Genomic DNA, 14,984 nt, shown 5'->3' on the forward strand with positions numbered 1-14,984 from the left:
TCCTCCCAGCATTTTTTTGTTGTGACCTGCTAAATGTTTGGAGGGGTTTAACATGTTATTATTTCAAAATAATTGTTTAAATAAGATTTTTAAACAAGCTTGTCCCGCCTTTAAATACGCGCTTAAATTGTGCTGACGCGCTGGTATTGCCCCCCTCTAAACGCTGCCGATTACGTTGCACGTTAATGCTTGCATCGACATTATTGGCAATCAGTTGTTCTAGACTTTCCTGTCCCCACGTCTTCGAGTCAGTTGAAAACGAAGTCGGGATGATCGTATCGAAGCCAAGTAACTTTTGGTTGTACTCAATGGCTTTGTTAATCGTCATCACTTTTGCTGAATCAGATTGGGTTAAATCATACGGTGGTGACCATTCAGATGACGGTTTTAACTTATCAACTTGGTTTAAAATCCCGGTGATCACGGGCTTCTTTCGATGCAAGTTATCTTTATGCGCGTAAAATTCATCTAAGCTAAGCATGAATTGACGATCAAGCTGTCGTGATGATTGGTTGGCTTTTAGCACCCACAACACCATATCCGCATTGGTTACATGCTTAAGCACTGTTTTGTTGGTCTGTTCATTACCATCAAGGCCGGGCAAATCAACCAAGTTTAGTACTTCAATATCACTAACAGCACAGCTATAAACATGTACTTCGCTGGTGGAGGGCAGGGCGCTTACTTCTGCGTCAAGCGCCCCTTTTATGGTGTTGATAAGCGACGACTTACCGGCACTGATTTGTCCGATCACTGCAATCCGTAAGGGTTCCAGTTGTTCTGGCTGACGGCTTTCATCTTCAACTGCGATCGTGCTTTTGTTAATATCGCTTTCTTCAATGGAAAAACGACCACTGTATAAATCAATTGCAACCGCGGCGACTTCTTGCAGAAACGCTCTTTTCATATTGAGCTGTAAATTGGCTCCGACATTCCCAGCCATATCTCCGAGTAACTTGTTACGCACTTCTTTGGCTATCGCTGCAGCAGGATTGATGAACTGATAAACCCGATAAGCTTTACTGAGTACGCCAGCGGCTTGCTTGCCGGTTGCAATTTTATCTTGATGGTTATAGGCGAATTTTAAATGAGAGACTTTAATGTTTTCGACAAAGGGCACGTTCTTTTTGAGAATTGCGCGATAGCGGCGACTCACTTCTTCCAATAGTTTTAACCCGTCAGTGACCGAAAATTGCAGATTACCACGGGAAAACTCTTCGGCGGTGGTATTCGCTATAACAAGACCGTGTGTTTTTAACGATCCCCATGCATCATCTTCGGCAAGTTGTGCTTCAATCTGTTGGTTAAGACGTTGCCAAATTGAATTTTCGGCATCAGACCAATCGGCAGAGGCTGTCACTAAGCTGTCTTCAGGTACACTGTTTTCAGGCATTCGCAATTCAGCTATTTTCACTTGGGCTTTTTGACGTAATAGTAGCAGCGGGATATAAGAGAGCAGGAATGTAGCGACTAATACAATCGCAAACTCCAGAGTATAGCCATATTGAATAATGGCATATAAACCAAAACCACACAGTACCAGTACAGGCAGGAATACCGCTAATGTCAGCACTGTGGTTACACCTGCCGAGAGGTTATTTAACTGTGTCAGGCTGTTCTTAACGCGTTTCACTTTTCGCTACCTCTTTAATATTTGCTAGGGCGTCTTTGTATATCGTTTGCATGTCCTGATTCGATACAACTTCGCCTTTGCTCTTATGATACATGTATTTGCACGCTGCACGGCCAATGGCATAGGTAGATGCAAAGCTAATCACTGCCGCGGATGCACTACCTATGGTTTGCCCGTAAGCAGGGATTAATTTGACTAATTGGCGAATACCGAACTTAGATGCATATTGGAAAGCAAAACCCGACCCTAACGTGCCGATAAATTCTGCAAATGCTTGTTTATCCCAATCGACACCGTATTGGTTGGCTAAACTGTGTAGCATTTTTGCTTGGATACTCGGCACGGCAACCAAACCAACCGCCGGAATTGCATCTGCTGCGCCAGCAGAACCCGCATACCAGAGTACTTCTGTTTTTAATGTTTGAAAATTAGCACCTTCGGTATCGGCATGTTGCTGCTGGTGATTAAACTGTTGGATAATCGGTAATAATGCCGTTAGCTTGTCTTTTAACGTTGAAATGCCAAATGTATCGCCGTTAACGAGTTCGAAGTCGACCTCGACGTGCGGAATTTCACCACCCCATACTTTTTCGAACTGTTGTTGATTGTATTGCACCGTTTTAGCTTGCTCATCAGCACTGAGTTGCTTAACTGCGGTATGGATGACTAAGATCTGCTTGATTGAATTTTGTTTTTTAATCTTCTTTAGTGCGTTAATGACATCACTTTGTTCAGGTTCTTCTGCTTTGGCAATGACAAGTAAAGCATGGCCTTGTCGCGCACTGATTTTAATATCGTCAGCAGGATCGTAATCCGCTTCTGATAACCCTCGGGTATCAAGAAAACGCAGTAACGGCGTCGCTTTAGGATAGCTATACGCGTGTGATGTCATGGTACAAGGCTCGAATCCATTACCGACTTCAACATCACTATCACCCGTGATCGCTTGGATTAATGATGATTTACCTGCGCCCGTTTTACCCAATAACCATAATGTTGGTAAATGGATATTTTGATACTCGAATGCTTTGGATATATTTGGGTTTTCACTAGGGTTAAAGAATTCTTTAATGGCATCAAACATGACTTAATAGCTCTTTGTGTTAATGGTGAAAGATATTGATGAAAACGATGAGCGAAAATAAACATACAAGAAATAGACGCTATAACCAAGCGTTGCGGATAATACAAATGTCCAGTCATATCATTCTATGATGTCACCGACAATTAATGCATATGCAATGTTGGACCACATGATTATAACCAATATGATTGGCGATAGTGCTGCACCTAGCATTTTATTATGACTTCGTTAATGATAAAAACTGCAATATTAATAACTTTTGTTATTTATTCATATTGTGTTTTAAACAATTATTTAGAATATGACATAAACCTCGAGTCATTTATCTACAACATGGTTGCTTATGCTTAGTTAATGAAATAGAGGTATATCCTTCCTAATATGTTCAGTTTTATAATGATTATTCTAGTTTCAAAAGGACAATCGCCATGTTTGATAGTCAATCTTGTTTATCTCGTGCACAGCAAAGTATTATTGATCTCGATAAGTGGCAGCAAACTGTTGATCTTATTGCTGAATTGTTTGATTCGGCATGTGGTGCGATTGTTCAATTACGTAAAGATGAATTTAACGTGGTGGTTGCGAGTCAAAATGAAGACAGCTTTCTGTCTCGTGATGTGACGTGGCCATGGGACATAAATAGCTTTTGTCGAAAGATTGTCGAAACCAAGCAAGAACTGAATATTCAACAGGCTAAATCTGACGCTTACTGGAAACTATCTCCACCTGTAGTTGAGGGTAAGATACGTTCTTATTGTGGTTTACCCATTTTTTGGCCTTCCGGTCAACTATTTGGCACTATTTGTATCATTGATACCAAAGAAACTGAGTATTCACCAACGCTGATTAAGCTACTTGAACAGTTTTGTCGTTTGATCACTGCGGATTTACAAATGCTGCATGATTATGAAGCGATCCATGATTTGGCGTTAACGGATGAATTAACGGGTCTTAATAATCGCAGAGGGCTGTCATTTCTTGGTGAGCAACGCATTAAAGACGCACGACGTGCAAAGCAAACTATAGGGATTGTTTATCTTGATATTGATAATTTAAAGCAAATTAATGATAAGCAAGGTCATCAAGTGGGTGATCAATGTATTATCACCCTTGCTAATGTGCTAAAAGAAAATGGTCGAGAAAGTGATATTATTGCGCGTATCGGCGGTGATGAGTTTATTATTATGACGTCGTTTAATGATGAAAGTATTCACGACGTACAATTAGAGGCGCTTTGTTCTCGCATATTAGAATGCTATAACCTTGCGGCGTCAGAATACGATGTCGGTGAAATAACATCGATTAGTTATGGTTATCAAACATTTGATTATGAGCGAACGACAGTGCTTGAAGACATGATTGCGCAAGCTGATCGACTTATGTATCGAAATAAAAACAGTAAACGTTAAATTATCCCGTAAACTCTCGCTTCGTGTTAGAATGCACGCCAATATCCAACTGTTACTTATTCCAATCCTAACAGTTTACCTATTTTACTTATTTATCAAACACCTGAGATTACAAATGCCATTTTCTAAGTTTGGATTAAACAAATTAATTACCCAAGCAGTAGCTGAGTTAGGCTACGAGCAACCTACGCCGATTCAACAAAAAGCAATTCCTGCGATTTTATCGGGCAAAAACCTGATTGCCGCTGCGCAAACCGGTACAGGTAAAACTGCAAGTTTTGTATTACCACTATTACAAATGTTCAGCCACAAACACACACTACGTGCGAAGCGTATTCGTGCGCTGATCTTAACTCCAACACGTGAATTGGCAATTCAGGTAGCAGAAAACGTTGAGCAATACGGTAAACATTTACACCTAACATCAATGGCGATGTACGGTGGTGTTGATATGGACCCACAAAAACAACGCCTCATTGAAGGTGTTGATATTCTGGTTGCGACGCCTGGTCGTTTACTCGATATGGCACATCAACGTGCGCTTCACTTTGACGAACTCGAAGTATTAGTTATCGATGAAGCGGACAGAATGTTAGATATGGGTTTTGTTAACGATATCAACAAAATCATCGAGCGTTTACCGCAAGAACGTCAAAACTTACTGTTTTCGGCAACGTTATCGAACAAAGTACGTTTCTTAGCAAAAACTGCTATTAACTACGCGCTGGAAATTTCGATTGAACCAGAAAATACAACTGCACCAGAAATTGACCAGTGGTTAACTGTTGTAGATAAAGATGTGAAATCGGCATTGCTTAGCCACATGATTATTGAAAATGACTGGAAGCAAGCGTTAATCTTTATTGAAACAAAACGTGGTGCGGCTAAGTTAGTAAGTCAACTTGAAAAACGTGGCATTAAAGCAGAATCATTCCACAGTGGTCGTAGCCAAGCGATGCGTGAGCAGTTATTAGCAGAATTTAAAGCCGGTGAACTAAGCTTTCTTGTTGCGACTGGTGTTGCTTCTCGTGGTATTGATATTGATGATTTAGACCGCGTAGTAAACTACGATCTACCTGAAGAACAGGCTGATTATGTTCACCGTATTGGTCGTACTGGCCGTGCTGGTGCATCCGGTGAAGCGATTTCATTCGTTTCTCGTGATGATTTCCGTAACTTATGTGCTATCGAACAATTGCTAGACCATGTTATCGAACGTAAAGAAGTTGAAGGTTTTGAAGCGAAAGTTGGTATCCCTGACTCTATCTTAGGTTATGTACCAAAACGTTCTCAACCACCACGTCGCCGCCGCCCAGCGAAGAAAAAATAACTGTTCGGTAAGAATGGATAGTATTAATAAATGAATTGTAGCGACTCACTTGAGTCGCTTTTTTGTGCCTGTAATAATGTGTAATACATATTGTTATGGAAATTGGATATATTAACTGCAACGGGAAATCATAGATAGCATGCTAGTTTAGAGTTATAGCGGAGAAGTAAAATGGGTAGACCAGTCGATATGACGGTAAATAACTTTACGGGTAAAACATTGGTATTAATTGGCATTGATGTTGAGCACGGTAAATTTACTGAAGCGCCACCAAAAGAGATAATATTCTCGCAAGCATGGGCGTGCGCAAGCAAATCAGATACGATGATGGGGCCTAAGGGCAGTGCAACCTATGCAGCCCAGGATCGAAGTTTTCAAGTTGAATTTTCTTGGGATCATGCCTACGGCAGCTCTAGCAGTTCTTACCAGGTTAGCCCAAGATCCAATGAGAGTGTGTTGTATGACATAAAGGGTGTTTTTACAGGGCATAAGCAGAGTATCCAATTTCAGTTAATGCCAGTGTGATAAAACAGCTAGGTTAGTATCAGTTAGCTCTTTCTGCTCTTGCGTTTGTTTATGGCTAATAGGGTTTAAGATTATTCATGGTCGACGTTTAGAATGTTACTCCATAGGTGGTACTGTATTACGGTATTATCAGATTTTCTGTTTTTGTGAAGTTAAATAATAAGCAGAATAAACTGTTGTTTGGCGTGATTTTTGATTTAAATGCTAAATACTAGACTATTCAATGCTTTATATGGTTTTGATATTGTTCGTGTAGGTTTTGTGACGTAATATTTGTTTTTAACACATAGTCCTAGAATATACATACTATCATGCTTAACTCTATAAAAAATCCTGATGCGCTAGCTAAACAATTTAATTCGAGTGCTTATGAGTTGCTTGAAAAAATCGGTGAAGGCGGCTTTGGTTGCGTTTATCGGGCTAAACAGCTCAATACAGGCCAAAGTGTCGCGATCAAATTTTTGTCGATCAGTGCTGAGTTTGATGATGCGAAAAAGCAGCGTTATATAGAACGTTTTCAACGTGAAACTCAACTCGTCGGTCTATTGCAACATCCTAATATCGTACGTTTATTAGATAAAGTTCATTGTGGTGAATTACTTTATGCGGTATTTGAATATGTTGATGGAAAAACATTAAAGCAAACCTTGATCGAGTCTGGTGCCTTATCTCCGGTGGAAACCGTTGAAGTTATGTCGCAGGTACTGGATGCGTTAGCGCACGCTCATAAGCAAGGCGTGATCCACCGAGATATTAAACCAGCCAATATTATGCTAACCAAATCCGGGGCAAAAACGCATGCCAAGGTATTAGATTTTGGCATTGGGACCCTGATCAGCGAAGCGCGTCAACTTGATTATAAAAGTATTACCTTGACGCAAGAAACCTTAGGTACGCCTTCTTATAGTGCACCGGAACAGCTTAGGGGAGAGCCGCCGACATTAAAGACTGATCTTTATGTTTGGGGCTTGGTATTCATTGAATGTTTAACCGGTCAACCCGCAATCACAGGCTCCAATCTTGCGTCTATATTTCATAAGCAGCTGAGCCAAGAAAATGTGCCTCTGCCAGCCGCCATTGTCGGTCATCCTATCGCGGCGCTGCTTCGACGAGTACTGCAGAAAAAAGCACATGAACGCAGTGTTAATGCTGCTGCATTATACAAAGATCTCATCCATATTAACCTCTCTAATTTGGTTGGTGAACTCGTTTCCCGAAAAGAACAGAACAGGCTATCAGATAGAAAATTACTACCAATGGATTGTGATGAGACGCTGATCAATAACAATGCTATTTATTATACAGGGCTTACTGAACGCAAGCAGATCACGGCATTAAGTATTTTTTTAAGCGCACGCTCGGTGACCGATAACCCGATCGATCATGAAGTCGTTGATGCATTGCATCGAGACCAAAAAAATCAATGTCTAGATACTGCGATCCGCTATGGAGCATGTCATGTGGGTAGCTTAGGCGACAGCTTATTATTTTATTTTGGGTATCCAATGGTGAGTGATAATGATGTCCGTCTCTGCGCGCGCACGGCTCTGGATATTATTAGTAATTTAAATAAGCGTAATGCCTTGCTAAGAACTAGTCAAGGTATTGAAATGGAGATCCGCATTGGTATGCACACTGGGTTAGTGACGAGCTATGCCGATGCTACACCAGAAGGTGATACGCCAAATATTGCGATGCAACTTGCACGTATGGCTGACGGTGAGCAGATACTGTGTTCAGATGTTAGCCGTGATTTGTTGAAAAGTTATATCGAATTCGAACCTGCGCAAGCCTGCATGTTGGGCGTGGGTCGTGTGGAAACACAGCTGTTCCGTTTACTCGCCGAACGTCAGGTTGAAGCATTTGGTTTTTTACGCAGTAGCCAGAAAAATTACGCATTTATTGGGCGTGAACAGGAACTTGAACAACTTTCAGAACTGTTAAATGATAGTGAACAAAATACGACTAACTTAGTGCATGTTTGCGGTGAGGCTGGCATCGGTAAATCTAGGCTGGTATTTGAGCTGAGACATACAGCCCTGAAAATGCGTCACCATATAGCTCAGTGCTTGCCTGAACATAAAAATAATGCCCTCTATCCGATACTAAAAATATTGAAATATCGTTATTCATTAAATGATATAGCTCCTCAAGTTGCATTACAGCGCTTAACTCAGGCCATGCAGACGATGGAGTTAAGAACCCTAGAAAACAACACGCTTGAGGAGAAAAACCAAGGTTTTTCGGTACTCTGTAGCTGGCTTAATTTACCTTTGGACGGCAGCTTACCGCTTAGTGATATGGTCCCTGAAGTACAAAAGAAATTGCTATTTTCGACCTTGATAGCCTTGCTCGCGGATGAAAAAATCAGTGATGGACAATGTGACCTAGAGAGTGCTGTCAAACAACGAAATTTGTTTATTTTTGAAGATCTACACTGGGCAGACCCAACCAGTTTAGAGTTCATTGCTGAATTTGTTACGGTACTAAAATCCACAAGTGATGTTGTTATTAGTACATCTCGTAAAGCGTTACCGGTATCGTTAGAACAATTGGGTTTTGACTCTATAACACTACATAAGCTAACTACGGCAGCGACGGTCAAATTTATCCTCGCATTGTTTGATGATGAAACAGTGTCGGAAAATGTGCTGGATGTATTAATAGCGCGTACTGATGGTATCCCGCTATTTATTGAAGAATTGGCTAATATGCTGAAACAAAAAGAGCTAGTACACAAACTTAATGGCGTAATTGATTTTGTGAACCCTGATAAGCTTGATAAAGTGCCAAATAGCTTACGGGATTCTTTACAGCAAAAACTTGATGGTTTGCTTTATGCTAAAGAGACAGCTCAATTAGCAGCGACTATAGGCCGTGAATTTGATTATGAGCTGTTGGTTGCCGCTTCTCATTACGGTGAAAGTCAGGTGCAGAATGATCTGAATGAATTGCTTGATGCTGAGATCATTTATCTGCAACGTAAAGTCGCGGGCGATAGTTATATTTTCAAGCATGCGTTAGTGAAGGATGCCGCGTATGACAGTCAAACACAATCGGCAACGCTAGAGTCGCACAAAAAAATTGTCTATATATTGGAACAAGGGCAATCGGAGATAATCAAGAAAACCCCGTTGATTTATATTGATCATCTTTTTGACTCCGGTAATGCAGTTAAGGCATTTGAACAATCTGTGAACATAGGTACAGCGCTGTCGATTGACGGCCATTTTATTTATGCCATGAATATGATTGAACACTCGCTGAATAATTTACATCGTATTGTTGAGGACGATAGACCGACATGCGAGGCTGACTTACGTTTAACTTATAGTATGTTGTTAATGACAGTGAAAGGCTTTGGCTCTGAAGACTATAAAAGAAATATCGCCAAGATAGATAAACTGCCACTGGAAAAATTAGATTCAGAAAGACAATGTTCAATTTACTTTAGTCTGATGATCAATTACGCGGTACTAACTCAATTACCACAGGGGTTAATGAAATATAACGAACTGGATAAGTTAGTGACCATACCTGAACATTTCACGGCGTTAATTCATTTTGTGAATGCGCTTATACTTCATTCTTCGGGAGACGCTCCCCAAGCGTACCAAGAATATAGCTTGGCAAAATATAAATATAACCAAGTTAGTGAGTCTAATTTGGTTGCTTGTAAGGATAATTACCGAAGACATGTCCCTTATGATCTGTTGAGTGCCTTACATTCACATCATGCGTTAGCGTTATTAGAGAGGGATGAGCTCGAGAGCAGCAATCTTATACTGGCTAAGCAAGAATTAGATCTCGCCTATGATGCGGCTAATGATTCTCAAGACCCACATACCCTTGCGTTCTTTTATTTCCACCGTGCTCAATTTGCGTATTACATGAAAGATTTTAAATCGATGAAAAAGTATGCGCTACGTTCGCAAGAAATTGCCAGCAAAAACAATATCGTTACCTGGAAATCAATGTCAACGTTTCTACTCGGCTGGGTATTAGTTAATGTTGAGGGAAAACAGCATGGTTTAGAATTAATGGATGCGGGTTATATAGAATGGTCTAGCGCGGGTGCTATTTCTCATCGCGCTTGGATGCAGGCATTAATGGCTCAGAGTTACGCGAAATTAGACCAACGTGAACAAAGTACAACCTTGATGACCTCTGCATTAGCGCAGCTCGAGTGTGATGGTGAAAAACGTTTTGCATTCGATATTCTGGCTATTCAAAAGAGTCTCTCTGACCCCCTTTTTAGTTAAATCCACCCTGTTTATGTAATAAGGCGTAATATTATTTCTTAGTAAATAAGATAATCTACGCCTTATCCTGTTATATACACTTTATTTGATCACTGTTTAACATGTTCAATATTATTCTAATGAAGAAAGGAAATTTAAGTTTTATATGGATGTCTTGATAAATGATAAGAAAAAACAACTAATTATAGGTGCTGTTGTTTTGCTTCTATGTTTTTATAGTGCGATCGCAAACTCATATACTAATGATAATAATACGGCTACGAATGATGCGTTAATTAATCAATTACCGACCACTACATCCTGTCCCGGTTATCAGAATATCAGTAATAAACCATTTTCAATTCTTGCTTGTTTTGCCGCGACATTAGGCAATAATCGAACCAACCAAACTTTGATCCGTGATGCTTATCGACAGTTTCATGCGCTTAACTGGCCTGTCGATGGGGATACAATTGGCTTGCCTAATTATGCTTTAAAAAGTTCGGAACAGGCTGATACCTTCCCTGTGTGGCAATCATGGCCAACGACTCACCAGGTGAAATATACGGATATAAATAATTGGGATGAGAATGATTTTACCATTCCTACATCATGTGGTTATTTATTTGAGAAAACGTCTCAGGGGAAAGGCTCTAAATATACAGCCTTTATTAAGCAATATCCGACAGTGCCTCGAGGACCTAAAATAGAAGTATTAACGAATGCTGTGAATCCGCAAAATGATATTGTTGTTGATATTAATGCGCAGGCAGTCAGGTATCAAGTGTATATGAATAAACCGGCTTTTGAATTTTCAAAAGGGTTATCTTCATCAGTAACTGATGACATAAATTATCCGGTTGCTAAAGGAGTTTCTGAACAGTACGGCATCACACAAAGTGCCGTACGAGGAGCCATCTTCATTAAAGCGGCCTGGAAAGTATTACAGCCTGAAGAATTTGCTAATTACCATAAGTCGTTCGCAGTGGTTACGTCGGAAACAGCGGATGGAATGGAAATATGTGAACTTAACGTTGTAGGCCTATCGGCAATGCATATAGTAAATAAAAATAATCCTAAAAACATTGGTTCACCTGGGTCTAGCGCTAACGAAACTAATAAGTGGAGCTGGGCAACGTATGAATTTGTTGGGAATGCTCCTTCGTACACCTTTACTGAGGATGGTATCGAAGAATTAACAGAGAATAGTATCAAACCTACATTAGGTAACTCTTGGGCCTTTTTTAAGCAGGATTGGACTGGATTACGAAAAGTGTGTGTGAATGAAAAGGGCCTGTGGCAGCAAAATTTATCCTCATGTCCAATCAATAAAAATGGTTGTGGGAAGGAAGAACCTTGCGAAAAAAGTACCATAGTTTTACATCCTTCTGAGCAGGACGTCAAAAATCTAACCAGTTACAACAATGCCACAATGCGGGAACTTAAAAATAGTGTATGGAAAAATTACCGCATAATTAATAATCAGTGGTCAGATATGGGATATGTAAAGCCAGAAAAACTTGAAAATCCAATATTGGAAGCCTTCAGTAAAAAAAGAACGAGCTGTAGCGGTTGCCATAAACGTGCCAATAAAGCGAAGTTTAACGATTTTATTTTTTCGGAAAGAATAAAAGATGTGTTTACTGGAACTAAGATTAATTTATCAAATTAGTCACAAAAAAATAATAAATAAGTCATAAAACTAAAAAATAAGGAAGAGAGTAAATGCCAAATACTACAGATATAGAGAAGTTATTTTTATTTCGCGATCAATTTTGCTGTATTCAATTAATCGTTGCTATGGTTAGCGACAATGAATTGCAAATTACTACTAGTTCTATCTATCCGGGTATTTCGGGCGAGGGCGATAATAAAGCAAAATTAAAAGCAAAGTTGAAAGATTTATATTATTTACCTAACTCGGTTATTCAGCTTGCAGAGTCTAATGTGTTACTCGATCTTGTCGATCGTTATCTTGACGAACCAAGTAAATTATCAAGTGTCGTGATGAGCGACGATTTTGCATCATTATTGGTTGATGTTACGGGCAGTCTAGATGCTGAGCCACGACTTAAACTATTGTTAGGTAATGCGAACTACCGCTGTGCTTTTTCAAATACAGATAATCTTGATTTTGTTGAGCAAACTCAGCTGGCAGATAAAGATGTTACGATCCTCAGCAGTACTGAACAAGGTAAGTTAGCGTTATTAATCCATGCAATTGCATCTGACAAAGCGGTACGTGATGACGTTATCGCTTGTACACAAAAAAGTGAAATTGTAACTATATTAAGCTCTATTAAGCTAGCTAATGCGCAGTGTATCTCAATGCAAACTGCAGGTATTATTGGCGACTATTTAAGTTGTAATGATGTTAACGGATTAACAACTTTCCTTGGTAGTAATACTTATAAAGCATCTTGGTAATACATTCAACTTACTGTCATTTTATTGTGAAAGAGCAAGTCGTCACGATATAAATTTGGCATGCTTTACTTCATAAAATAAGTGTAATATTACAACTTATTACAAGTGTAATAAGTTGTAATATTTTTTAGCTCTTAAAAAGGATAATCTGGATCTAGATTGTTTACTAATACACAGTTTGCCTTTTAGCAAGTTGTATAATAGAAACAGTGACGAGCCCCGTTATTATTTTAATAATAACTTGAGGAAGGTCAGATATTTTATATTGCTGACTTGGAAACATAAGTTGGTGATAATAACAATGACAGCACACACTCGGTTACTTCATAAGTTATTTAATTTTAGCCTCACATATCCGCGATTGTTCAATATGCGGTTCAAACCCAAAGCAGCCGACAAAGCCTGCATCGATTTGGCGAATAAATTGCAGTCCAGTCTGGATCCTGAAGTATTATTAGCTATTTTCAAGCAGAGTCTCAGCGAATATATCCCTATCTGCAATCTGGCGTTTCAAACTGAAAATTGCATTTTTACAACAGAAATGTTGGCTCCCGGTAATACTAGCTTACAGTTCGATTTGTCTGATGACGGTTATACTTTGGGTCAATTAGAGTGTGATTTAGAACAAAGCCTGACGATAGCACAGCAAACGTTATTAACCTTGTTATCTAAAGTGTTAGTCTATCCGTTACGCAATGCGCTGGAATATCAGAAAGTGAAATTGCTGGCATTTCAAGACAGCTTGACGGGGTTAGCTAACAGAAATCAATTTGAACACTGCTATCAACAATTAGCTGTAAGTAGCTATAAAAAACAAGTGAATTTCTCACTACTTATAATTGATCTTGATGGTTTTAAACGGGTTAACGATAAACACGGTCACCAAACCGGGGACCTTGTGTTGGCCAATTTTGCGCAGCTATTATTACAGTTCAGCAGTGAACGTGCACAGATATTTCGATTCGCTGGAGATGAGTTTACTATTTTGATCAATGATGCAGATAAACATTTCATCTCATGTTTTGCGCAGGAGATTAAACATGCGGTAGCTAGAAATAGTTCATTAGCTAAATTTAAGCTATCTTGCAGTATCGGCAGTGCCAAGTTTCAGAGTCATGACACATTGGATAGCTTGTTTGCCCGCGCGGATAAAGCTTTATATCGAGCGAAAGGAAAGGGGCGAAATTGTGTTGAATTGGCGCCCTGCACAGAACTGTAAATGTAACAGATACGACTAAATAATTATAGATGGAGTTGCTTATGGCAAAAATTATTAATCTTAATACCGAAGAGCAAGTCACTTTAATGCTACAGCATCTCTTTGGTCGGCACCCTAATTCTTCGCACACCTTATTGTTTTCACCCGATGCTTCTCGAATGCATGCAACTATTTTTTGGGATCGCGGTATGTGGGTACTGCAAGATTCCAGCAGTAATGGTACTTATGTTAATGGTAAACTGATTCATCGAGGTAGTGCTCACCATTTACATCTGGGTGACCTGATTAATTTCGCCAGCCTGTCCGGTGATACATGGCGTATTGTTGATCTGTCTCCGCCAAATAGCTTGTTAATACCAGTGACGCCTGGATTACCGACTGTGGTGCTGAAAGATTTAACAGTATTACCGAATGAAGACCAGCCAGAGAATACGTTATACATATCGGCCAGTGGTCACTGGGTATGCGAAAGTGAATCTGGTGTATCTGTGCTTAAAACCGGAGATTTGGTCGGTAGCCGAGAACAAGCGTGGCGTTTTATTGAAGCCAGTGCCACTGCGGAAACCTTGCATAACGATGTTTTGGTTCTTGCAACGGTAGAACAAACATCAATACAATTTGTGGTTAGTCAAAATGAAGAACATGTTGCGATGAAACTCATCATGGGTGAGCAGGAATACGATTTAGGACAACGTAATCATCACTATTTATTGTTAATTCTAGCTCGAAAACGTCTGGAAGACATAGCTCAAGGGCTGAGAGCAAGTGAGCAAGGCTGGATTGATAAAGAGTTACTGAGCAAGATGCTGGGACAGAGTGAAAACCATATAAATATTCAAATATATCGTTTTCGCAAGCAGATTGTTAAGTTATTGTCTAACTCGACTCGTTTACCGCAGGCTATTGAACGACGAACAAGAGAAATCCGCTTTGCTTATGACAACGTAGAGATCACTGGTGGTGCTGAGTTCATAGCAGTTAAAAGTAAAACTGTTTGATGAATAATTACTGAGCTAAAGAGCAATTAGTTTGGTAATAGAGAGGGTATAAGCGCTAAAATATAAATAACCAGCGGGTGGTTTAATCCTGCCTGTTGCGGTATCAGTACCTTGCCTA

10 protein-coding genes are annotated in these 14,984 nt (G+C 39.8%); 8 read left to right on the forward strand and 2 right to left on the reverse strand.

The window, feature by feature from the left end; all coding sequences use genetic code 11:
• Nucleotides 1-76: 76 nt before the first annotated feature.
• Both PE36_RS08195 and PE36_RS08200 read right to left on the reverse strand, forming a co-directional pair.
• Nucleotides 77-1,633, reverse strand: a complete 1,557-nt coding sequence (locus PE36_RS08195; RefSeq protein ID WP_006031526.1) for a GTPase family protein — start codon at nucleotides 1,631-1,633, stop codon at nucleotides 77-79.
• On the reverse strand, nucleotides 1,620-2,717 hold the full coding sequence (locus PE36_RS08200) for a YcjF family protein (RefSeq protein ID WP_006031527.1): 1,098 nt from the start codon (nucleotides 2,715-2,717) through the stop codon (nucleotides 1,620-1,622). The genes PE36_RS08195 and PE36_RS08200 overlap by 14 nt, the downstream gene beginning before the upstream one ends.
• A 428-nt stretch (nucleotides 2,718-3,145) precedes the next feature.
• On the opposite strand from PE36_RS08200, the gene PE36_RS08205 reads away from it, so the two are divergent.
• The 8 genes from PE36_RS08205 (at nucleotide 3,146) to PE36_RS08240 (ending at nucleotide 14,866) form a co-directional block, all read left to right on the forward strand.
• On the forward strand, nucleotides 3,146-4,126 hold the full coding sequence (locus tag PE36_RS08205) for a sensor domain-containing diguanylate cyclase (protein ID WP_006031529.1): 981 nt from the start codon (nucleotides 3,146-3,148) through the stop codon (nucleotides 4,124-4,126).
• 115 nt (nucleotides 4,127-4,241) lie between these two features.
• Complete coding sequence (locus PE36_RS08210) at nucleotides 4,242-5,456, forward strand: DEAD/DEAH box helicase (RefSeq protein ID WP_043994329.1); 1,215 nt, start codon at nucleotides 4,242-4,244, stop codon at nucleotides 5,454-5,456.
• Between the two features lie 171 nt (nucleotides 5,457-5,627).
• The gene (locus PE36_RS08215; protein WP_006031531.1) at nucleotides 5,628-5,981 is read left to right on the forward strand and encodes a hypothetical protein; all 354 of its coding nucleotides are present in this window, start codon (nucleotides 5,628-5,630) and stop codon (nucleotides 5,979-5,981) included.
• A gap of 311 nt (nucleotides 5,982-6,292) precedes the next feature.
• The gene (locus PE36_RS08220) at nucleotides 6,293-10,243 is read left to right on the forward strand and encodes a TOMM system kinase/cyclase fusion protein (protein ID WP_006031532.1); all 3,951 of its coding nucleotides are present in this window, start codon (nucleotides 6,293-6,295) and stop codon (nucleotides 10,241-10,243) included.
• A gap of 145 nt (nucleotides 10,244-10,388) precedes the next feature.
• Nucleotides 10,389-11,894, forward strand: coding sequence for a hypothetical protein (locus PE36_RS08225; protein WP_006031533.1), 1,506 nt, complete (start codon nucleotides 10,389-10,391; stop codon nucleotides 11,892-11,894).
• 53 nt (nucleotides 11,895-11,947) lie between these two features.
• Nucleotides 11,948-12,649, forward strand: coding sequence for a hypothetical protein (locus PE36_RS08230; protein WP_006031534.1), 702 nt, complete (start codon nucleotides 11,948-11,950; stop codon nucleotides 12,647-12,649).
• 370 nt (nucleotides 12,650-13,019) lie between these two features.
• On the forward strand, nucleotides 13,020-13,868 hold the full coding sequence (locus PE36_RS08235) for a GGDEF domain-containing protein (protein ID WP_006031535.1): 849 nt from the start codon (nucleotides 13,020-13,022) through the stop codon (nucleotides 13,866-13,868).
• A gap of 41 nt (nucleotides 13,869-13,909) precedes the next feature.
• Nucleotides 13,910-14,866 (forward strand): FHA domain-containing protein, encoded by a 957-nt coding sequence (locus PE36_RS08240; protein ID WP_043994313.1) that lies wholly within the window; start codon nucleotides 13,910-13,912, stop codon nucleotides 14,864-14,866.
• Nucleotides 14,867-14,984 lie beyond the last annotated feature (118 nt).

The organism is Moritella sp. PE36 (assembly GCF_000170855.1).
Taxonomy (GTDB): Bacteria; Pseudomonadota; Gammaproteobacteria; order Enterobacterales; family Moritellaceae; genus Moritella.

Bases quoted from the DNA above. Each gene is read 5' to 3' on its own strand.
- PE36_RS08230 (WP_006031534.1), top strand. From the start codon at position 11,948: ATGCCAAATACTACAGATATAGAGAAGTTATTTTTATTTCGCGATCAA.
- PE36_RS08225 (WP_006031533.1), top strand. From the start codon at position 10,389: ATGGATGTCTTGATAAATGATAAGAAAAAACAACTAATTATAGGTGCT.
- PE36_RS08200 (WP_006031527.1), bottom strand. From the start codon at position 2,717: ATGTTTGATGCCATTAAAGAATTCTTTAACCCTAGTGAAAACCCAAAT.
- PE36_RS08210 (WP_043994329.1), top strand. From the start codon at position 4,242: ATGCCATTTTCTAAGTTTGGATTAAACAAATTAATTACCCAAGCAGTA.
- PE36_RS08220 (WP_006031532.1), top strand. From the start codon at position 6,293: ATGCTTAACTCTATAAAAAATCCTGATGCGCTAGCTAAACAATTTAAT.
- PE36_RS08215 (WP_006031531.1), top strand. From the start codon at position 5,628: ATGGGTAGACCAGTCGATATGACGGTAAATAACTTTACGGGTAAAACA.
- PE36_RS08235 (WP_006031535.1), top strand. From the start codon at position 13,020: ATGCGGTTCAAACCCAAAGCAGCCGACAAAGCCTGCATCGATTTGGCG.
- PE36_RS08205 (WP_006031529.1), top strand. From the start codon at position 3,146: ATGTTTGATAGTCAATCTTGTTTATCTCGTGCACAGCAAAGTATTATT.
- PE36_RS08240 (WP_043994313.1), top strand. From the start codon at position 13,910: ATGGCAAAAATTATTAATCTTAATACCGAAGAGCAAGTCACTTTAATG.